Below are 20,008 nucleotides of genomic sequence, written 5' to 3'. Positions count from 1 at the left end.
CATGCTCTCGTCCCTTCGGATCCAGAACCTGGCCCTGGTGGAGGACCTGTCCCTGGACTGGGGGCCGGGCTTCACCGTCCTGACCGGCGAAACGGGGGCGGGCAAGTCGCTGCTGGTGGATGCCCTCTCCCTGCTGGTGGGGGCCCGGGGCGACGGGGAGCTGGTTCGCCGGGGCGCCGAGCGGGCCGTGGTGGAGGCCGTGGTGGAGGGCCGCTTCGAGGCCTGGCGGGCCTTCCTGGCCGAGCGGGGCCTGCCCGAGGAGCAGCCCGTGGTGCTGCGCCGGGAGGTGGGGCCGGGCCGCAGCCGGGCCTGGATCAACGGGGCCAGCTGCGCCCTGTCGGACCTGCGCGAGGCCGGCCGCATCTGGATGCGCCTCACCAGCCAGCACGACCACCAGTCCCTGCTGGGCGAAGAGCGCCATCTGGCCCTCATCGACGAGGTGCTGGGCCTGGAGCCCGACCTGGAGGCCGAGGCCGCCGCCGTGCGGGAGGCCGAGGCCGCCCTCAAGGCCAGGCGCCGCAGCCAGGCCGAACGGGAGCAGCGCCTGGAGCAGCTGGCGGAGGCCCTCGCGGACCTGGACAAGCTGGCCCCGAAGCCCGGCGAGTGGGAGCAGCTGCGGGCCGAGCGGGAGCCCCTCCGCCACGCCGTCCACCTGGCCCAGGCCTTCCGGGAGGCCGCCGACGCCCTGGGCGAGGGCGTGCCCAAGGTCGAGCTGGCCCACAAGGCGCTGGTGAAGGCCGTGATGCACTGGCCCGATGCGGTGGCCGAGCAGGACCGGCTGCGTTCCGCCGTGCTGGAGCTGGAGGATCTCCTGGCCCTGGCCCAGGACCAGGCCCTCCAGTGGTCGAAGGGCGGGGCGGACCGCATCGAGGCCCTGGAGGCCCGGCTGGCCCTCTACGAGCGCCTCGCCCGCCGCCACCGCTGCGAGCCCTCGGAGCTGCCGGCGGTGGCCCGGACCCTGCGGGAGGAGCAGGCGTCCCTCCTGGCCGGCGATGCGCCCATCCGGGAGCTGGAGGCCGGCCTGGCGAAGGCCGCCGAGGCCTACCGGGCCCGGGCCGAGGCCCTGCATGAGCGGCGCACCGCCGCCCTCCCGAAGCTGGAATCCGAGGTGCAGAAGCGCCTGGGCCGCCTGGGCATGAAGGGGGCCCGCCTCCAGCTGCGCCTCGGCCTGGCGGAGGAATCCGGGAGCCCGGTCCTCCAGCAGGGCCGCCCGGTCCGTGTGGCGGTCCAGGGCTTCTCCGCCCTGGCCATCTGGATCGAATCCAACCCCGGCGAGGGCTTCCGCCCCCTGGCCAAGATCGCCTCCGGCGGCGAGCTGAGCCGCCTCATGCTGTCCCTCATGAGCGCGGGCCTGATGCTGGGGAAGGGCGAGCGCGAGGCCCTGACCCTGGTGCTGGACGAGGTGGACGCGGGCCTCGGCGGGGAGACGGCCCTGGCCGTGGGGCAGGCCGTGGCCGAGCTGGGCCGGGCCCACCAGGTGCTGGCGGTGACGCACCTGGCCCAGGTGGCCTCCCGGGCGGACCGGCACGGCCGCCTGCGCAAGGAGACCGAGGGCGGCCGCACCCGCAGCGCCCTGGGCTGGGTGGCCGGCGAGGACCGCACCCGGGAGCTGGCCCGCCTGCTCTCCGGCCATCCCGACCGGCCCGAGGCCCTGGAGCACGCCCGCATCCTGCTGCAGGCATGAAAAGAGGAGGGGCCGCCTCGCGGCGGCCCCCCCCGGTGGTGCGGTGAGGTCCTACTGGACCTTGACGCTCACGTCGTCGAGGACGAAGGAGGTCTGCAGGCTGCTGTCCTCGCTGCCGAGGAAGTAGAGCTGGACCGTCTGCCCCTTGTAGGCGGAGAGGTCGAAGGACTTCTGGGTGTACCCCGTGCCCTTGTTCAGGTTGGAGTAGGTGGCCAGGGTGCCGAGCACCGTGCCCGCCGCATTCCGGACCTGCACCTTGAGGGTGTCGTAGGCGGTGGTGGTGGTGGTCTCCGCCGTGTCGATGTGCAGCCAGAAGCTGAACGTGGCGGAGGTGGCGGTGCTGGGGATGCTCACGGACTGGGCGATGGTCTCCGTGGCGGTGCTGCCGTTGCCCAGGAGCCAGCAGTTCTTCGTGCCGGTGTGGGCGGCCTCGCCGCTGAAGGTGCCGATGTCGCCGGTGGTGCCGCTCCAGCCGGTGGCGCCGCTCTCGAAGCCGCCGTTGGTGACGAGGTCGGAGGAGGGGGGCGGCGTGGTGTTGCTGACCGAGAAGCTGACCGAGGTGGAGGTGCCCACGTTGCCGGCGGCGTCATAGGCCTTGGCCACGAGGGTGTGGCTCCCGTTGGCCAGGGTCGTGCTGTCCAGCGTCATCGTGTAGGGGCTGGCGGTGTCCGTGCCCTTCAGGACGTTGTCGACGTAGAACTCCACCTTGGTGACGCCCACGTTGTCGGTGGCGGTGGCGTTGAACGTGACGGTGCCGCTGGTGCCGCTCTCGGTGGCCGAGACCGTGGGGGCCTGGGTGTCCGCGGGAGGAGGCGTGCTGCCGCCCGAGTAGGTCAGGGCCAGATTGTAGGGCGTGGCGGACGTGCCGCTGTAGATGTAGGGGTTGACGTAGACCGTCTTGGTGGTCGAGCCGCTGTTGGTGTAGCTGAGGTTCTCGTTGGCGGTGTTGCCCTGGGAGATGGCGAGCTGGGTGCCGGCGGCGTCCACCAGCTTGAGGTCCCAATCCACGCCGGAGGGGCCGGTCATCGCGACGGCGAGGGTCTCGCCGGGATTCATGGTCAGGGCGAAGAAGTCCGTGTCACCCGTGGTGGAGAGGTTGCCCTGGATGGCGGTGTAGGTACGGGCCACCACATTGGCGGCGGAGACGGAGTTGTTGGGCTCCGTCTCCGTGAAGGTGCTGGAGGGCGGCGGCGGGGTGCTGGACCAGGCCGAGCCCACGTTGATGGCCGCGAAGGAGTTCCACACGGCCTGCTCCTCGGGGCTTCCGGCGCCGTAGAGGTCCTTGGCCGCATTGATGTGGGCCGTCCGGGCGTCGGCGTAGGTCTCGTTCGAGGTGTAGTAGGTGGTCAGGGCCCGGTAGTGGATGCGGGCGGCGTGGTCGTTGCCGACGCCCGCGAACCCGGCGGGGGTGTACGAGCTGTAGTAGTCGCTCGTGGAGGTGCCGCTGGCGCCCTGGCTGAGGAAGTAGAACTCGCGGTTGCCGGGGCCGCTGCTGTAGTGGACGTCCAGGCTGCCGATGGTGGAGGACCAGGCGTCCGGGGACGTGCCGTCCTTGCTGGGCTTGTACATGTAGCGCAGGGGGGTGGGGAAGCTGGCGGTCTCCAGCTGCTCGCCGATGGTCCAGTTGCCGCCGGTGGCGGGGATGGTGGTGGCGTTGGCCGCCTCGCCGCCGCCCAGGTCGTAGAACTCCACCATGGTGCCGAAGATGTCCGAGTTGGACTCGTTCAGGCCGCCCGACTCGCCGGAGTAGGTGAGCCCGCCGGGGACGGAGGTGGCGCAGACGCCGTGGCTCATCTCGTGGCCGGCCACGTCGACGGACTCCAGGGACTTGAACTGGCTGCCGTCGCCGAAGGTCATGCAGAAGCAGGTGTCGTCCCAGAAGGCGTTGTCGTAGCTGGTGCTGTAGTGCACGCGCAGGTACGAGGCCTTGCCGGTGTTGTCGATGCCGTTGCGGCCCAGGACGTTCTTGTACATGTCCCAGGTGGCCTGGATGCCGTAGGCGGCGTCCACGGCGGCGGTCTGGCCGTTGGCGGAGGTGGTGCTGCCGCCGTTGTAGTTGGCCCCGTCACCCCAGGTGTTGGTGCTGTTGGTGTAGATGGTGCCGTTGCCGCTGGTGGCGTGGGCCAGGTCGGTCACCACGTTGTTGCCGAAGGTGCCGCCGGTCCCGCGCGTCATGTCGCGCAGCTCATAGCCCGAGGCCGTGCTGTTGGTGTTGATCTGCACCGTGCCGGAGTACTGGCTGTTGCCGGTGCCCACCGCCGCGGAGGTGTGAAGGGTGTTCCACTTCTTGAGGATGGCGCCGGTGTGGGCGTTGACGAGGTAGTCGGTGTGGGCCGTCTCCTCGACGCCGTTCTCCAGGGCGGTGTGGACGTGGTAGGCGAGGGTGTAGCGCAGCACCTGGCGGGTCACGTCCTCCGCGTTGACCTCGCCGTCGAGGCTGCGCCGGCCGGGGCGGGCCACCGTCACGGTCTCGGGATACACCACCAGCTCCGTGGTCGGCGCGGTGGCGTAGTCGCCCTTGGGGTTCAGGTCCTGGTGGACGATGGCGAGGATCTCGTCGGTCCCGAGGGAGGGCAGGACGTTCAGGTGGATGTTGCGCTTCAGGGCATTGGTGGACGGCAGGGGGTTGCCTTCGCGGTCCGTGTGGGTGATCACGTCGCCGCCCCACACCCGGACGCCCTTGTACATCTGCTGGAAGTGGCCGTGGGTCTGGCCCAGGCTGTCGGTGTGGGCGCGGCCCAGGTGGAAGTCGTTGTCCGCATCCAGGCCGAGCTGGGGCCGCTGGGCCAGCAGGCGGCTGGCGGCGGTGGTCACCCGCAGGGACTCCTGGGGATTGGCACCGGCGCACAGCGCTCCGGCAGCGAGGGTGGCAGCGAGGTAGGACAGGGCGAGCCTGCCCCGGGTGGTCGCCATGGGCAACTCCTGTGGGGTGATGGAACGGTGCGGCCGGGGACCTGGAGCGGCGCTGCGCCGCGTCGGTCGGGACCGCACTGCGTTCGGGAAGGTGAAAGAACAGGAAAGCGAGTCTCAGATTCCTTCGCCCGATCCCGGCCCGGCAAGTTAAGTAATGTTAAGTTTCGTCCGGCAAAGGCAGCGTGACACGAGGCCTGATGCGCCGGCCCGTACAGACGGGGGCCGCCCCGGGAGGCGGCCCCTGCATCAACCGGGATCGGCTACTTGACCTGGAGGCTCACGTCGTCGATGACGAAGGAGGTCTGCAGGCTGCTGTCCTCGGTGCCCTTGAAGTAGACCCGGATCGTCTGGCCCTTGTAGGCGGTGAGGTCGAAGGTCTTCTGGGCATAGCCGGTGTTCTTGTTCAGGTTCGAGTAGGTGGCCAGGGTCGACAGGACCGTGCCCGAGCCGTTGAGGACCTGGACCGTCAGCTTGTCGTAGGCCGTCGAGGTGGTGGTCTCGGCGGTGTCGATGTGCAGCCAGAAGGTCAGGGTGGCGCTGGTGGCCGTGCTGGCGATGGCGACCTGCTGGTAGAGGGTCTCCGTGGCGGTGGCGCCGTTGCCGCAGAGCCAGGCGCAGCGGGTGCCGGCATGGGCGGCCTCGCCCGTCCAGGCGCCGATGTCGCCGGTGGTGCCCACCCAGGGGGTGGTTCCGCTCTCGAAGCCGCCATTCACCATCAGCTCGGAACCTGTGGAGGTGCTGTTGCTGACGGAGAAGGAGACGGCGGTGGAGGTGCCGACGTTGCCGGCGGCGTCATAGGCCTTGGCGGTGAGGGTGTGGCTGCCGTTGGTCAGGGTGGCGCTGTTGAACGTCATGCTGTAGGGGCTGGTGGTGTCCGTGCCCTTCAGCACCCCGTCCACGTAGAACTCCACCTTGCTCACGCCCACGTTGTCCGAGGCGGTGGCGCTGAAGGTGATGGTGCCGGTGGTGCCGCTCTCCGTGGCAGAGACGGTGGGGGCGGTGGTGTCGGTGCTGCCGCTGGTCCAGGCGGCGCCCACGTTGATGCCGTGGAAGGCGTTCCACACGGCCTGTTCTTGGGCGCTCCCGGCGCCGTAGAGGTCCTTGGCGGCGTTGATGGAAGCGGTGCGGGCCCCGGCGTAGTTCGTGCTGGAGGTCATGTAGGTGGTGAGAGCCCGGAACCAGATGCGGGCGGCCGCGTCATTGCCGATGCCGGTCATGCCGCTGGGCAGGTAGGTGGTGCTGGTGTTGCCGCTGGTGGTGGCGCCCTGGCTCAGGAAGTAGAAGCAGCGGTTCATGGGGCCGCTGGAGTAGTGCACGTCCAGGTTGCCGACCGTGGAGGACCAGGCGTCGGGGCTGGAGCCGTCGAGGCTGGGCTTGTACATGTAGCGCAGCGGCGTGGCGGAGAGCTGCTCGCCGATGGTCCAGTTGCCGCCGGTGCTGCCGATGGTGGAACCCGATCCGCCCCGGGCGTAGAACTCGATCATGGTGCCGAAGATGTCCGAGTTGGACTCGTTCAGGCCACCCGACTCGCCGGAGTAGGTGAGGTTCGCCGTGCGGGCGCAGACGCCGTGGCTCATCTCGTGGCCGGCCACGTCGAGGGCGGTCAGGGTGGTGAAGCTGGAACCGTCCCCGTAGGTCATGCAGAAGCAGCTGTCGGACCAGAAGGCGTTGTCGTAGCTGTTGCTGATGTGCACGCGGCTGTAGGTGGCGGTCCCGTTGCCGTCGATGCCGTTCCGGCCGAAGACGTTCTTGTAGAAGTCCCAGGACTTGACCATGCCGAACATGGCGTCCACGGCGGCCGTCTCGCCGTTGGCGGCGGTGGTGGAGGAGCCTTCCACGTAGTTGGCGCCGTCGCCCCAGGTGTTGTCGGCGTCGGTGTAGAGGGTGCCGGTGGCCGTGGAGGTGGTGGAGGCGTGGGCCATGTTGGTGACCACGTTGTTGCCGAAGGAGCCGCCCGAGCCGCGGGTCATGTCGCGCAGCTCGTAGGTGCTGCCCGTGTAGTTCGTGGGCAGGCTGATGACGCCGTTGTACTGGCTGTTGCCGGTGCCCGTGGCGGCGGTGGTGTGGAGGGTGTCCCACTTCTTGAGGATGGCGCCGGTGTGGGCATTCACCAGGTAGTCGGTGTGCCGGATGCCGTCCTGGTCGTTCTCCAGCTCGGTGTGGATGTGGTAGGCGAGGGTGTAGCGCAGGACCTGGCGGGTCACGTCGGTGGCGCTGAGCTCGCGGTCCAGGGCGCGGGGGCCCTGGGGTCGCACCACGTCGACCATCTCGGGAACCACCACCAGCTCGGAGGTCGGCGCGTAGGCGTAGGGGCCCTGGGGGGCCAGGTCCCGGTTGGCGACGGCGAGCGCCTCGTCGGAGGCCAGGGAAGGCGTGACGTTGAGGAAGATATTCCGCTTCAGCTCGTTGGTGAGGGGCAGGGGATTGCCCTCACGGTCCACGTGGGTGATGGCGTCGCCGCCCCACACGCGCACGCCCTTGTACATCTGCTGGAAGTGGCCGTGGGTCTGGCCGAGTTCATCCGTCTGGGAGGCGCGGAGCCGGAAGTCGGCGTTCGCATCCAGGCCGAGCTGGGTGCGCTGGGCCATGAGCCGCTGGGCCGCGGCGTTCACGCGGACGGCTTCCTGGGGATGGGAGGCGGCGCAAAGCGCACCGGCGGCCAGCGCCGCGGTAAGGGTGGTCAGGGCCAAGCGGCCACGGGTCGTCGCCATGGACAACTCCTAGAAAGGTGGGGGGAAGCAGCACCCGGCCGGGGGGCCGTGTGCTGCACTCGCGGGAGCCTTGACGGGCTTGGGCGAGCCGAGGGTGAAAGAACGGGAGGTGGGCCCCAGCTTCAGGGAGCGCCGCCACTCGGCTCAAGTTAAGTGATGTTAAGTTTTTAAATACTGAGACTCTGTATTGATTGTAAAAGTCAAATGTTGGGCGGAGGCAGGTAAGCACCCTCGCCGGGAATCAGGTTCCGGGTGAGGGTTCGGTCTGGACCTCCCGGATCAGCGATCGGAGGCGGCGGGTGAGGACCCGGAGGACGCCTCCGCCGACCTCGGGGCGGGTCTGGAGGGAGTCCCTGAAGGCGGCGCCATCCAGGACCAGGGCCTTCACCTCCGTGAGGGCGGTGAGGGTGGCCGTGCGGGGGGCCGGATCCAGGGCCGCCATCTCACCCAGGCAGGCACCTTCCGTGGAGTCCCCCAGCACGCGGGGCCGGCCTTCGGGGGTCTGCACCCAGGCCCGGACCCGGCCGCGGAGCAGCAGGAAGACGTCGTCCGACCACTCCCCCTGCCGGCAGAGGATGTCCTCGGCGGCCCAGCGCCGCTCCCGGGCCGACCGGGCCAGGGCCTCCAGGTCCTCGGGATCCAGCTCCCCGAAGAGGGGCACCCCGTGGAGGTACATCAGCTTCTCGAGGGTCGCGAGGGGGGCTTCGGGGGAAGCCAAGCGGCTCAGGCTCGCGGCGCTGTGCCGGAGGGTCCCCTGGCCCGCGCGGCCGGCTCCGGAGCCTCCCGGAAGGGCCTGGACGGCCGCCCGCAACAGCCAGGCCTGCTCGTCGTCCTCGCCGGGCAGGGCCTGCGCCACCTCCTCCAGCTCCCGGGAGGCGCCCAGGGCCGCCTGGGCGGTGTCGCGCACGAGGGCGCTGGGATCCAGCAGGGCGGCCCGGAGGGCGGCCTCGGAGGCCGGGCTCTGGATCTGGGCCAGCAGGGCCAGGGCCGCGGCCCGCAGGTGGATGGACTCGTCCTTCGCGGCCAGGAGGAGGGCCGGTTCGGGATCCCCTGGATCGGTCGGGAGGGTGGCCAGGGCGGCCAGTTCCGGCGCCAGGGCGCCCAGGGCCGCGAGCAGGTCCCGGAGGGCCTCCGGTGCCGAGGAGGCGAGCAGGCGGTGGAGGGGGCCCACGTCCGGGCCGCCGGGAACCAGGTCGAGGATGCGCAGGATCCGGCCGGCCTCCCCGCGCTGCCGCCAGCGGACCACGTGGCGGAGGAAGGCGAGGCGGCGCGCCCGGGCCGGTCCCACGGGGGCCCCGGCGCTCCACCCGGATTCCAGCCGGTCCGCCGCGAGGCCGGTGCGGTGCAGGTTCAGGAGCGCGTCCGCGGGCTTGCGCAGCCGGGCCCGCAGGGGGCCGGCCTCCCCTCGGAGTTCTCCGAGGATGGTTTGGTGTTCGGCCTCGTCGAGGCCGTGGGCCCTGCGGAGGGCCTCGAGCACCGGGGCGGAGGGCGGGGTGCCGGCGCCGTCGAGGAGGAGGGATTCGAGTTCCCGCCGGTACTGCTCGAGCTGGAGCCGTTTCTCCATGCTTCCCTGGAACTCCGGGTCGAACAGGCGGCGATCCTCCAGATCCAGCTCCGCGAGCAGCTTGTCGTGGTCCTTGTCGGGGATGCCCAGCTCGGCGCGCATCCGCTGGAGGACCCGCAGGTTCCCCGGGTTGACGACCCCTTCGGCCAGGAGGTCGCGCACCGTGGCCTTGTAGGCGGCGAGCCGGGCCTCCTTCTGCTGGGTCCGCTCCTGGTGGAGCAGGTAGAGGTCGCTCAGGTTGTCCGTGGGGGGCGTGTCGCCCCACTCCCACCGCTTCAGGAGGCCCCGGGCGAACTTCTCGTGGACGAAGTCGGCCTCGGTGCGCCGCCAGCGCCCCAGGAGCACCAGGGTGGCGGCCATGACCACCCCCACGCCGAGGACATCGCCGGCCCAGTCCGGGAGGAGGGCGAGGACCGCCCGGCCGGCGAAACCGTAGAAGAGGAGGAAGCCCGAGAAGGCGGCCAGGGCCATGGCGCGGTGGCGGGCCCGGCCCGCGTCGGAGCCGGCGCGGCGCAAGGCGGCCTCGACGAGCCGGAAGGCTGTCCAGCCCAGCAGGGCGAAGGTCGCCAGGGTGGCAGGGACGGCCAGGATCTTCGGAACCTGGGGCGCGAAGAAGAGGCCCGGCGACCGGAGCCCCGGGAGGGATCCGGCGGGCGCCCAGGCAGCCGCCCCATAGGCCGTCCAGGTTCCCGTCGCCAGCCAGGGGTAGACGAAGTAGCCGAGCACCAGCCCGGGCCAGAGGAAGTAGGCCCGGCGGCGGGCGGGCAGGTCCGCCTCCTTCCAGTAGGCCTGCTCGAGATCGATGTCCGGGCAGTTCTTCTTGCAGGCCGTGCAGGCCGCGCACTGGGAGTTGCCCTCTGGCGAAGCGAGCTGGGTCGGCTCCAGGTAGAGCTTCTCGACCAGGCCCACGGGGCAGAGGTGGTTGCACCAGGTCTTTCCGGTGTAGAGGAAGCCCACGGACAGGGCGGCGAGGATCACGGCCGCGAAGAGGAGGGCCAGGGCCCAGGGGGCGTCGTTGGCCCCGAGGTGGCGGAGGGCCAGGGCCGTGCCCAGGATCATCGCCTGGACATCCAGGTGGTGCCGCCCCAGCCATTCCCCGGCCTTGCGTTTGCCCTGGCGCTTCAGGCGCTGGCCCAGGGTGGCGAAGAAGGCGAGGGGACAGACCCGGCGCCAGGCATGGTAGCCGGCGAGGACGATGCCCAGGGGCAGGGCCGCCACGGCCACGGCCCAGACGATCCGCACCCCCAGCGGGTGCAGGAGGGCCAGGGGCCCCGCCCCGACGAGCACGAGGAGCCCGGCGGCCCGCACGGCCGTGCGGAGGGCGGGCTCGGGCGGGGCCTTCTGGGCCGCGGGTCGGGGCTGGGGGGCGGTCGGCATGGGGGCTCGGGCTTGGAAGTTGTCCCGACAGTAGCCCCGATTTATTCCCTGCACCAGCCTGTTCCCGCTAGGAGCGGGTGGTTCTCCGCTTGCGGGGCCCGCCCGACCGGCGACGGCCTTCGGAAGCCTCGGACGTGGCCTTCCGCCCGGGCTTGAGCCCTTCGCCCACGTCGAGGATCTTCCGCACCTTGGCGGACTCGGAGGGGACGTCCTCGTCCTTCTGCTTCTTCTGGATGCTCAGGCGCAGGGGCACGCCCTGGAAGCCGAACTGCTCCCGCAGCCGGTTCTCCAGGTAGCGGACGTAGCTGAAGTGGAGGCCCCTGTCCGTGTTGGCCTTGATGACGAAGCTGGGGGGCCGGACACCCACCTGGGTCATGAAGTAGAGCTTGGGGAGCTTGCCGTCCACGGCATGGGGGCTCATGGCCGCCACGGACTCCCGGAGGAACCGGTTCAGCTCGCCCGTGGACACGCGCTGGGCATGGGCCGCCGCCAGCTGCTCGATCATCCCGAAGAGCTTGGACACCCGCTGTCCGGTCAGCGCCGAGAGGAAGATCATGGGCGCGTGGTGGAGGAATCCCAGGCTCCGCCGGAGGTCCTCCTCCGCGCCGTAGATGGTGTGGGTGTCCTTCTCGACCAGGTCCCACTTGTTCACCACCAGGATCACGGCCGCGCCGGCCTCCTGGGCGTAGCCGGCGATGACGGCGTCCTGGTGGGTGGCGCCCTCCACGGCGTCCAGCAGGAGGAGGCTCACGTCCGCCCGGGCCATGGCCTGCTTGGCCTTCAGGATGCTGAGCTTCTCGGCGCCCTCGTGGGTCTTGCCCTTCTTGCGGATGCCCGCCGTGTCGATGAGGCGGAAGACCTTGTCCTTCACGTGGAAGACGGTGTCCACGGTGTCCCGGGTGGTGCCGGCCACCTCGCTCACGAGGCTGCGCTCGTAGCCCAGCAGGCGGTTGGTGAGGGAGGACTTGCCCACGTTGGGGCGGCCGATGAGGGCGAAGCGCAGCTCGTCGGAGGGGTCGTGGGCCTCGGCCTCCTCCGGCGTGCGGTGGAAGGGCAGGCGGGTCCGGAGGGCCTCCAGCAGCTCGGGAACCCCGGCCCCGTGGGCGGCTGAGATGGCGAGCACGGCGTCGAAGCCCAGGCCGTAGAACCCGCCGTCGGGGGCGCCGCCCTTCATGCCGTCCAGCTTGTTGACGACGAGGAGCGTCGGCTTGCCCATCCGGCGGAGGCGGGCCGCGATCTCCTCGTCCCCCGCCGTCAGGCCGTCATGGCCGTCCACCAGCAGCACCGCCACGTGGGCCTCCTGGAGCGCGGCCTCGGCCATGCGGGTGATGCCCTGGGTGATGACATCGTCGCCCTCGAAGTCCAGGCCGCCGGTGTCCACCAGCTCGAAGACCTCCAGGGCCTGCCCCTCCTCGTCCAGGCAAGTTACGCGGCCGTAGCTGCGGTCGCGGGTCATGCCCGGCAGGTCGTGGACCAGGGCCGCCCGGCTGCGGGTGAGCCGGTTGAAGAGGGTGGACTTGCCCACATTCGGGCGTCCGCAGAGGGCGACGAGGGGAAGTTTCATGGCTGTTCCAAGCCTTCCAGTCTATCGGTTCGCCCCGGAAAGGACAGGGCGATTGCCGGATCGCCCCCCGCACGGACCTACAATGGCACCGGATCCTCGGGGTGGCGCATGAAGCGGCTTCTGGTGGTCGCCCTCCTGGTGGGCGGGGTCATGGTCGGCGGGTCCTACCTCCTGACGGGGCGGTGGCCCTGGGTGGCCCTCTCTCCCGAGGAGGAGCAGGTGGCGGCGCTGCGGGACACCCTGGGTCGCATCCGTCAGCAGTGGCGGGAGGCGGGCAAGACCCAGGCCCTGGGGGTGGATGCCTCCAGCCTGTCGGATGACCTCCCGACCCGGCTCGATCGCCTCGACCGGGAAGTGGAGGCCCTCCTGCCCCGACTCCGGACCACGGAGGCCCGGGAGCAGGCCGTGCTGCTCAGGCGGGACATCGCGACGGCCCGGGCCGAGATGCGCTGAGGCAGCTGGCGGGGGCTCGAACGGGTCCGCGGCGCCCTTCGGGCTTGCGTCCCCCGGTCTGGTCACCCCTGCTCCGGCCCTCCACTGGAGGGCCTCTGCGATGGGGTGGCCAGCCCACTCGACGCTGGATCCCGGCCACGCCCGCGTGGCCGGGGCGGGTTCGAGCCCAACAGCCCTTGTCGTTCTCCGCCCTTCATGGGGACCCACGCGGGCAGGGGCTCGAACGGGTCCGCTGCGCCCTGCGGGCTTGCGTCCCCCGGTCTCGCTCCGGCAGGGCATCGAGCCCTGCCTCCGCGATCCCACTCGCGGGTTCGAGCCCAACTTCTGTTCCGCCAAGAAAAAAGGGTCCCCGGTGGGACCCTTTTTCTTGGCGGGGCTGACGGGGCTCGAACCCGCGACCTCCGGCGTGACAGGCCGGCACTCTAACCGACTGAGCTACAACCCCTTGCTTTTGCACCAGCGGAGCTGGTGGGCGATGACGGGCTCGAACCGCCGACATGCTGCGTGTAAGGCAGCTGCTCTACCGACTGAGCTAATCGCCCGAATCGCCGAACAGCCATCATTCCATGGGATGCAGGAGGGGTCAAGTCCCAAGTCCGGCGTTGAGGCGTTCTGGCTGTTCTGGTAAGGTTTTTAGACTTCCGTGCCAGGGGTTCCCGCGGACCCTTCGCTGGTGTCGGTATGACCCTGGCCGATCCCTCGGCCGAGGCCTTGGGATGTTTCTGGAGGGTGGCCCGTGGCGCTGCTGGAACTGGCGAATCTGACGCTCCAAACCCCCGACGGGGGCGGACCGGTGCAGCGCATCCTGGCCCAGATGCCGGATCCCATGCGGCCGGATCCCGTGGCCCTCGTGTTCGTCATCGGCCTGCTGGTGGTGCTCTACCTCTACCTGCGCGTGGTGTTCTTCCAGCCCATCACGCGCGTGATGTCCGACCGTGACCGCGACCTCCAGGCCGGCGGCGACGCCAAGGCCAAGGCGGCGGCCGAGCTGGACGCCCGCCAGAAGGACTACCAGGGTCGTCTGAAGGAGCTTCGCAACCAGGCCTTCGCCCGCCGCAAGGCCTTGGCCGATGCGGCCAACCGCGAGAAGCTGGCGCTCCTCGAAGCCGCGAGAACCCGCGCGACCGTCCAGCGCGAGGAGGCCGTGGGCGCCCTCAAGGCGCAGCAGGCCGCGGCGAAGCAGGATCTCCTGGCCCAGGTGGACGCCCTGGCCGAATCCATGGCCCAGACCCTCCTGAAGCAGGCGTGACCATGACGATCCTGACCCGACTCTCCCTCGCCGCCGCCCTGACGCTGAGCCCCCTGGGGCTGGCCGCCCAGTCCCATGCCCCGGAGGAGGCCCACGCCACCGCGCCGGCCCAGGGTCACGAAGCCGCGCCCGCCGAGGGGCATGCGGCCGCCGCCGAATCCGGCTCCGCGGAAGGCCATGAAGGGGGCGAGGCCCACGAGGGCGGGCACCACAAGGCGGCCATGACCCTCTTCGGGAAGGCCTACGGCAATGGCCCGGCCTTCCTGGTCCAGCTGTTGAACTTCGCCATCTATGCGGGGGGGCTGTTCTTCCTGTTGAAGGGCGCCCTCTCGGCCATGTTCAAGTCCCGCAAGGAGGAGCTGGAGACCCTGCTGTCCCAGGCCGAGCGCGACAAGCTGGAGGCCGAGGCCCAGATGAAGGAGCTGCAGGCCAAGATGGCCGGGCTCGAAGGCGAGCTGGCGGGCATCCTGGCGAAGGCCGAGTCCGATGCCGAGGCCGAGAAGCAGCGGGTGCTCGAGGCCGCCCGGGCCGAGGCCGAGCAGATCCTGGCCCAGGCCCAGACGGAGATCGGCCACCAGAAGCGCCTGGCCGAGCAGGAACTGCGGGCCCTGGTGTCCGAGCTGGCCGTGGAGGGAGCCACCAGGCGCCTGGAGGCCAAGCTCACCGGACCCGAGGCGGCGAAGGCCCTGGACCGGGCCATCCAGCAGATCGGAGGCATCCAGTGAGCAATCGCCTGACCGCCCGGCGCTACGCCAAGGCCCTCCTCCAGATCGGCGACCAGCAGGGCAATGTCCCCCAGCTCCAGCAGGAACTGGAAACCGTGGCCGCGACGGTGGCCGCCCATGCCGACCTCACGCGGCTCGTGGCCTCGCCGCTCGTCCTCCCCAGGAAGAAGGCCGAGGTCTTCGAGACCATCCTCGCCTCCGCGAAGGTGAGCGGGACCCTCCGCCACTTCTTCAGCGTGGTCGCCGAGGCAGGGCGCCTCAACCTGCTCTCCGACATCCGGCACACCTTCGCCGAACTCGTCGATGAGCGCGCCGGCATCGTGGAGGCTCGCGTGTCCAGCGCCCAGCCCCTCAGCGACGCCCAGTCGAAGGCGCTCGTCGCCTCCCTGGCTGCCCGCACCGGGAAGACCATCCGCCTCTCCTGGCAGCAGGATCCCACCCTCCTCGGCGGCTTGAAGGTCCAGGTGGGCTCCACCGTCCTGGATGCCTCGATCCAGGGGCAGCTCCGCCAGCTCAAGACCCAGCTTCTCTCGGCCTAGTCCCGTTCGACTTCACACGCAGGTTTCGGAGGAATTCATGGATATCCGCGCGGAAGAGATCTCCCGCATCATTCGCAGCCAGATCGAGGGCTTCGACGCCCAGGTGGACGTGGCCGAGGTCGGCACGGTCATCAGCGTGGGTGACGGCATCGCCCGCGCCTACGGCCTGGAGAAGGCCATGTCCGGCGAGCTGCTGGAGCTGCCCCACGGCGTGATGGGCCTCGCCTTCAACCTGGAGGAGGACAACGTCGGCATCATCCTGCTGGGCGACGCCGCGGCCATCAAGGAAGGGGACACCGTCAAGCGGACCGGCAAGATCATGTCCGTGCCCGTGGGACCCGCCTTCGTGGGCCGGGTGGTGGATGCGCTTGGCAACCCCATCGACGGGAAGGGCCCGATCCAGGCCACCGCCACCAACCCCATCGAGCGCATCGCCCCCGGCATCGTGGACCGCAAGAGCGTGCACGAGCCCATGCAGACGGGCCTCAAGGCCATCGACAGCCTGATCCCCATCGGCCGCGGCCAGCGCGAGCTGATCATCGGCGACCGCCAGACCGGCAAGACCGCCGTCGCCGTGGACACGATCATCAACCAGCGCGACACCGGCGTGATCTGCATCTACGTCGCCATCGGCCAGAAGCGCTCCACCATCGCCCAGGTGGTGAAGACCCTGGAAGAGTACGACGCCATGAAGCACACCATCGTGGTGGCCGCCTCCGCCTCCGAGGCCGCCCCGCTGCTCTTCCTGGCCCCCATGACGGGCGCCGCCATGGGCGAGTACTTCATGTGGCACGGCAAGGACGGGAAGCCCGCGGGCAAGGACAACCCCGGCGGCCACGTGCTCTGCATCTACGACGACCTCTCCAAGCAGGCCGCCGCCTACCGCGAGATCTCGCTGCTGGTGCGCCGCCCCCCCGGACGCGAGGCCTACCCCGGCGACGTGTTCTACCTCCACAGCCGCCTCCTGGAGCGCGCCTGCAAGCTGAGCGACGAGCGCGGCGCCGGGTCGCTGACCGCGCTGCCGGTCATCGAGACCCAGGCCGGTGACGTGTCCGCCTACATCCCCACCAACGTCATCTCCATCACCGACGGCCAGATCTTCCTCGAGAGCGACCTCTTCAACGCCGGCGTGCGCCCGGCGGTGAACGTGGGCATCTCCGTGAGCCGCGTGGGCGGATCCGCCCAGGTGAAGGCCATGAAGTCCGTGGCCGGCACCATCAAACTCGACCTGGCCCAGTACCGCGAACTGGCGGCCTTCGCCCAGTTCGGCTCGGACCTGGACAAGGCCACCCTGGCGCAGCTGAACCGCGGCCAGCGCCTGGTGGAGATCCTGAAGCAGGGCCAGTACCAGCCCATGGCCGTGGAGAAGCAGGTCGTCAGCATCTGGATGGCCACCAACGGCTACGTGGACGACCTGCCGGTCGCCCAGGTGCGCCGCTTCGAGACCGAGATGATGGCCTACCTCGACGTGAACGCGCCGGAGGTGCTCCGCGGCATCCGCGACACCAAGACCCTCTCCGACGACGCCAAGGCCCAGCTCAAGGCCCAGGTCGCGACCTTCAAGGAGACCTTCCTGGCCTCCCTGAACCAGGCCGCGGGAGCCTAGTCCGATGGCCGGTCTCCAAAAAGCCGCACCGAACGGACGGGTGGTGGCGAGCCGTTCTCCGAAAGCCCAGCGGGCTTTCGGAGATGACATTCGCCGCCGCATCCGGTCGGTGAAGAACACCCAGCAGGTCACCAAGGCCATGAGCTTGCCTTGCCGACCCCTTTCGGATTGGAGTAACTAGCCATGGCCGGTCTCCAGGACATCCGACGCCGCATTCGGTCAGTCAAGAACACGCAGCAGGTCACCAAGGCCATGAAGATGATTTCCGCGGTGAAGCTGCGGAAGTCGCAGGAGCGCCTGGTGGCCCTCCGGCCGTACGCCGGGAAGTTGATGGACGTCGTCCGCCGGGTGGTGGGGCGCATCAAGGGCAGCACGGAGATCGTGCCGGGCCCGGCCGCCCAGGCCTTCCTCGCACCCCGCGAGGAGAAGCGCATCCGGGTGGTCCTCGTCGCCTCCGACAAGGGGCTTTGCGGCGGGTTCAACGCCAACGTCTTCAAGGCGGCCCACACCTTCCTGCACGAGTGCCCTGCCGAGATCGTCCACCTCGACGTGATCGGCAAGCGGGCCGCCGACTGGGCCCGCAAGCGCAAGCTGGCGGCCTCGGGCGAGTACCTCGGGGTGCCCCTCACGGGCCTCCAGCGGGTGGTCCAGGAGATCGCCGAGGGCGCCGCGGCCCAGTACCACGCCGGCGAGATCGATGCCCTCTACGTGATCTACAACTACTTCAACAGCCCCGTGGCGCAGACGCCCACGGTGTTCCGCCTCTTCCCCATCGAGCTCGAGCGCCGCGCGGAGGGCCGCGATGCCCTCGAGGTGGCCCACCTGCTGGAGCCCGACCCGAACACGGTGCTGGAGACCCTCCTGCCGCGGTTCGTGGAGACGGAACTGCTCCGGACCCTTCTCGAGAGCAGCGCCTCCGAACACGGGGCCCGGATGGCGGCCATGGACAAGGCCAGCAACAATGCCGGCGAGATGATCGCCAAGCTGACCCTGACCATGAACAAGATCCGCCAGGCCTCGATCACCAACCAGATCATCGAGATCGTCAGCGGCGCCAACGCCTAGAGCCTTCCGCCCATTCCTTCGTTGAGGTAACCCATGTCCAACACCCTTCAAGGCCGCGTGATCGCCGTCGTCGGTCCCGCCGTGGACGTCGAGTTCGACAGCCACCTGCCCGAGATCATGAACGCGCTGCACACCGAGATCGCCGGTGCCACCGTGACGCTGGAGGTGCAGCAGCACCTCGGCGAGAACCGCGTGCGCTGCGTCTCCATGCAGCCCACCGAGGGCATGGTCCGCGGCCAGATCGTGACCGACACCGGCAAGCCCATCAACGTGCCGGTGGGCCCCGAGACGCTGGGCCGCATCATCAACGTGGTGGGCGATCCCGTGGACGAGCGGGGACCGGTCGGCAACAAGATGACCCTGCCCATCCACCGCGAGGCTCCGAAGTACGAGGAGCTGAACACCTCTTCGGAGATGTTCGAGACGGGCATCAAGGTCATCGACCTGCTGGAGCCCTACGCGAAGGGCGGCAAGACGGGCCTCTTCGGTGGCGCCGGCGTGGGCAAGACGGTGCTCATCATGGAGCTCATCAACAACATCGCCAAGGGCCACGGCGGCTATTCCGTGTTCGCGGGCGTGGGCGAGCGCACCCGCGAGGGCAACGATCTCTGGCACGAGATGATGGATTCGGGCGTCATCAACAAGGAGGATCTCTCCAAGTCGAAGGTGGCCCTGATCTACGGCCAGATGACCGAACCCCCCGGAGCCCGCGCCCGCGTGGCGCTGACGGGCCTCACGGTCGCCGAGTACTTCCGCGACCAGGAAGGCAAGGACGTGCTGCTCTTCATCGACAACATCTTCCGCTTCACCCAGGCCGGTGCCGAGGTGTCCGCGCTGCTGGGCCGCATGCCCAGCGCCGTGGGCTACCAGCCCACCCTGGCCACGGAGATGGGCGAGCTGCAGGAGCGCATCACCTCCACGAAGAAGGGCTCCATCACCTCCGTGCAGGCCGTATACGTGCCGGCCGACGACTACACCGATCCGGCGCCCGCCACCACCTTCGCCCACCTGGATGCCACCACGAACCTCTCCCGCGAGATCGCGGCCCTCGGCATCTACCCCGCCGTGGATCCCCTCGCCTCCACGAGCCGCCTGCTGGATCCCCGCATCCTGGGCGATCTGCACTACAACACCGCCATGCGCGTGAAGGCGATCCTGCAGAAGTACAAGGAGCTCCAGGACATCATCGCCATCCTGGGCATGGACGAGCTCTCCGACGACGACAAGCTCGTCGTGGCCCGCGCCCGCAAGATCCAGCGGTTCCTCAGCCAGCCCTTCCACGTGGCCGAGCAGTTCACGGGCATGCAGGGCAAGTACGTGAAGCTGGAGGACAGCATCCGCGGCTTCGCCGAGATCTGCGACGGTAAGTGGGACCACCTGCCCGAGCAGGCCTTCTACCTCGTGGGCACCATCGAGGAGGCCGTGGAGAAGGCTGAGAAGCTGGCCGCCCAGGCCTGATAAGGCGGGGCATGCATGTGAGTCGGGCCGGGAGCGCATCCCGGCCCGCAGGTTCGAGAGGGAGGAATCGTGAGCGACAGGATCCTGCTGGAAGTGGTCACCCCCGAGCGGCCGGTGTTCTCCGCCGAGGTGTCGGAGGTGCAGTTCCCCACCGCCTTCCGCGGCTACTACGGCATCCTGCCCGGCCACACCCCGCTCATGACCCCGGTGGGGGACGGGCTCCTCTACTTCGTGAAGGATGGCCAGCGCCACTGGCTGACGGTCTTCGGCGGCTTCGCCGAGGTGGGCCCCGAGCGGGTCACCATCTTGGCCCGGGAGAGCGAGACCGTGGAGATGATCGACCTGGAACAGGTCGAGGCGGATCGCCAGCGCGCCCTGAAGCTCCTGAAAGAGGCCCGGACCGAGCAGGATATGGACAGGGCCCAGGCCGAACTCGACGCCAGCCTCATCCGCCTCCAGGCCGCGGGACACCCCGCAGGTCACGGGTTCTGACGGATCCTGCCAGGCCCCTGCTCGGCTGAGCGATCCAAGCGCCGCACCGCAGGAACATCCGAGGCCCCCGCAAGGGGGCTTTGTCACGTACCGGGGGCCTTGAGGCGAACCGGGTGAGGGCTCCCATGGCCGACCGGTGACGGGCCCTCCTTGGGCCTGGCCTGGCGGAGGAAGCAGGCGGAGCCTGCGCAGGGAGCCGGTTTTGCCGTGGCGGGGAACGCCGAACCCCGGCCCGGCGACCCTTGCGAGATACAAGAGTTTTGGTCTCAGTGTCACAGATCACAAACCAACCCCTGCCGGAGGGCAGAAAAAAGGAGAAATCATTGTGAAGACAGCTGAAAATTCAAATGCAATTGAGACATAAGATGCTGAAAAAATAGCCTCATGCAATTCAGCGTTTGATGTCACGACTGTGTCTGTTGCGTCAAACAATTTAACCATATGGCCATCTAGAAAGTGGCTTCAAATAACCTCGAGGTGAGCTAACTTTGGCGGCAGGTTCCGAGAGGTTGAGGTGAAGGGATCTCGAGGGAGCAAGCGGGTGGTACGGGGAAGGATTTTGGAGAGGGAAGAGAGATGAGGGGAGAGATGAGGAGACGAGGGATCGG

13 protein-coding genes and 2 tRNA genes are annotated in these 20,008 nt (G+C 69.5%); 9 read left to right on the top strand and 6 right to left on the bottom strand.

Annotated features, from left to right (window positions below; all coding sequences use genetic code 11):
- The first annotated feature begins 1 nt into the window (after nucleotide 1).
- On the top strand, nucleotides 2-1,684 hold the full coding sequence (locus tag QSJ33_RS10610; protein WP_285725873.1) for a DNA repair protein RecN: 1,683 nt from the start codon (nucleotides 2-4) through the stop codon (nucleotides 1,682-1,684).
- Nucleotides 1,685-1,735: 51 nt separating this feature from the next.
- Here the strand turns inward: QSJ33_RS10610 and QSJ33_RS10605 are convergent, their stop codons facing one another.
- The 4 genes from QSJ33_RS10605 to der form a co-directional block, all read right to left on the bottom strand.
- Nucleotides 1,736-4,597 (bottom strand): M4 family metallopeptidase, encoded by a 2,862-nt coding sequence (locus tag QSJ33_RS10605; RefSeq protein ID WP_285725871.1) that lies wholly within the window; start codon nucleotides 4,595-4,597, stop codon nucleotides 1,736-1,738.
- 260 nt (nucleotides 4,598-4,857) lie between these two features.
- Entirely contained in the window at nucleotides 4,858-7,308 is a 2,451-nt protein-coding gene (locus tag QSJ33_RS10600; RefSeq protein WP_285725869.1) for a M4 family metallopeptidase, read from the bottom strand.
- A gap of 241 nt (nucleotides 7,309-7,549) precedes the next feature.
- Nucleotides 7,550-10,249 carry a cyclic nucleotide-binding domain-containing protein gene (locus QSJ33_RS10595; RefSeq protein WP_285725867.1) on the bottom strand — a complete coding sequence of 900 codons (2,700 nt, stop codon included), beginning with the start codon at nucleotides 10,247-10,249 and terminating at the stop codon, nucleotides 7,550-7,552.
- A gap of 67 nt (nucleotides 10,250-10,316) precedes the next feature.
- Nucleotides 10,317-11,813, bottom strand: coding sequence for a ribosome biogenesis GTPase Der (der, locus tag QSJ33_RS10590; protein WP_285725866.1), 1,497 nt, complete (start codon nucleotides 11,811-11,813; stop codon nucleotides 10,317-10,319).
- 108 nt (nucleotides 11,814-11,921) lie between these two features.
- On the opposite strand from der, the gene QSJ33_RS10585 reads away from it, so the two are divergent.
- A complete protein-coding gene (locus QSJ33_RS10585) occupies nucleotides 11,922-12,266 on the top strand; it encodes a hypothetical protein (RefSeq protein WP_285725863.1) in 345 nt (114 codons plus the stop codon).
- 368 nt (nucleotides 12,267-12,634) lie between these two features.
- On the opposite strand, the gene QSJ33_RS10580 is transcribed toward QSJ33_RS10585, so the two are convergent.
- Together QSJ33_RS10580 and QSJ33_RS10575 are read right to left on the bottom strand one after the other, a co-directional pair.
- A tRNA-Asp gene (locus tag QSJ33_RS10580) sits at nucleotides 12,635-12,711 on the bottom strand.
- Between the two features lie 21 nt (nucleotides 12,712-12,732).
- Nucleotides 12,733-12,808, bottom strand: a tRNA-Val gene (locus QSJ33_RS10575).
- Between the two features lie 194 nt (nucleotides 12,809-13,002).
- Between QSJ33_RS10575 and QSJ33_RS10570 the strand changes: the two genes are divergently transcribed.
- The 7 genes from QSJ33_RS10570 to atpC all read left to right on the top strand — a co-directional run bounded on the left by QSJ33_RS10570 (nucleotide 13,003) and on the right by atpC (nucleotide 19,400).
- Nucleotides 13,003-13,515 (top strand): F0F1 ATP synthase subunit B family protein, encoded by a 513-nt coding sequence (locus tag QSJ33_RS10570; RefSeq protein WP_285725861.1) that lies wholly within the window; start codon nucleotides 13,003-13,005, stop codon nucleotides 13,513-13,515.
- 2 nt (nucleotides 13,516-13,517) lie between these two features.
- Nucleotides 13,518-14,240, top strand: coding sequence for an ATP synthase F0 subunit B (locus QSJ33_RS10565; RefSeq protein WP_285726575.1), 723 nt, complete (start codon nucleotides 13,518-13,520; stop codon nucleotides 14,238-14,240).
- Entirely contained in the window at nucleotides 14,237-14,779 is a 543-nt protein-coding gene (atpH, locus tag QSJ33_RS10560; RefSeq protein WP_285725860.1) for an ATP synthase F1 subunit delta, read from the top strand. The genes QSJ33_RS10565 and atpH overlap by 4 nt, the downstream gene beginning before the upstream one ends.
- Before the next feature lie 37 nt (nucleotides 14,780-14,816).
- Nucleotides 14,817-16,385 (top strand): F0F1 ATP synthase subunit alpha, encoded by a 1,569-nt coding sequence (gene atpA, locus QSJ33_RS10555; RefSeq protein WP_285725858.1) that lies wholly within the window; start codon nucleotides 14,817-14,819, stop codon nucleotides 16,383-16,385.
- 183 nt (nucleotides 16,386-16,568) lie between these two features.
- Nucleotides 16,569-17,450: an ATP synthase F1 subunit gamma gene (atpG, locus tag QSJ33_RS10550; protein ID WP_285725856.1), complete on the top strand. Its 882-nt coding sequence runs from the start codon at nucleotides 16,569-16,571 to the stop codon at nucleotides 17,448-17,450.
- A 33-nt stretch (nucleotides 17,451-17,483) separates the two neighbouring features.
- On the top strand, nucleotides 17,484-18,908 hold the full coding sequence (atpD, locus tag QSJ33_RS10545; protein WP_285725854.1) for a F0F1 ATP synthase subunit beta: 1,425 nt from the start codon (nucleotides 17,484-17,486) through the stop codon (nucleotides 18,906-18,908).
- 69 nt (nucleotides 18,909-18,977) lie between these two features.
- Entirely contained in the window at nucleotides 18,978-19,400 is a 423-nt protein-coding gene (gene atpC, locus QSJ33_RS10540) for an ATP synthase F1 subunit epsilon (protein WP_285725852.1), read from the top strand.
- The last annotated feature ends 608 nt before the right edge of the window (nucleotides 19,401-20,008 follow it).

Source organism: Geothrix rubra (genome assembly GCF_030268065.1).
Classification (GTDB): domain Bacteria; phylum Acidobacteriota; class Holophagae; order Holophagales; family Holophagaceae; genus Geothrix; species Geothrix rubra.
Note: the sequence above shows the minus strand (reverse complement) of the source record. Positions and strands in the feature narration are given on the sequence as shown.